Raw genomic sequence first — 408 nt, forward strand, 5'->3', positions numbered from 1 at the left:
ATCGAGACGGCGTCGTAGTTTTTAAACCTTTTGTCCCTGTAACAAAGGGAGCTTTGAAACAGCGTAATGCGCTTTTTTTCAATTTCTGCCATGCGGTCAAGTTTAAGGTTGTCGGCCGCCCTGCTTAAAACAGCGGCGGACACGTCTGTTCCCGCTATGGCGGTAAAATATTTTTCCTTCTTTAGAAGTTGCAGCAAATGTCCTTCGCCGCACCCCATGTCCAGCACCGATTTCGCGCCGCTGTTTCTCAATTCGTCAAATACAGCGGCTAACCGTTGATCGTTAAGGCGAGGTATCTTTACCGTTGCGGCGGATTCCGCTTCCGCGTCGCCTTCCGTCGCTGGATTTTCCGTGCCGCCTTCGCCGTTATCGATACGGTTAAGCCGCTCAAGTGCCTGCCTTGTGTAC

General features: G+C 51.5%; 1 protein-coding gene. It reads right to left on the minus strand.

The window, feature by feature from the left end; translation table 11 throughout:
* A partial coding sequence (locus tag ACYVTD_RS17330; protein WP_461248875.1) for a methyltransferase domain-containing protein occupies window positions 1–408 on the minus strand: 408 nt, incomplete at both ends.

Source organism: Treponema sp. R6D11 (assembly GCF_054786075.1).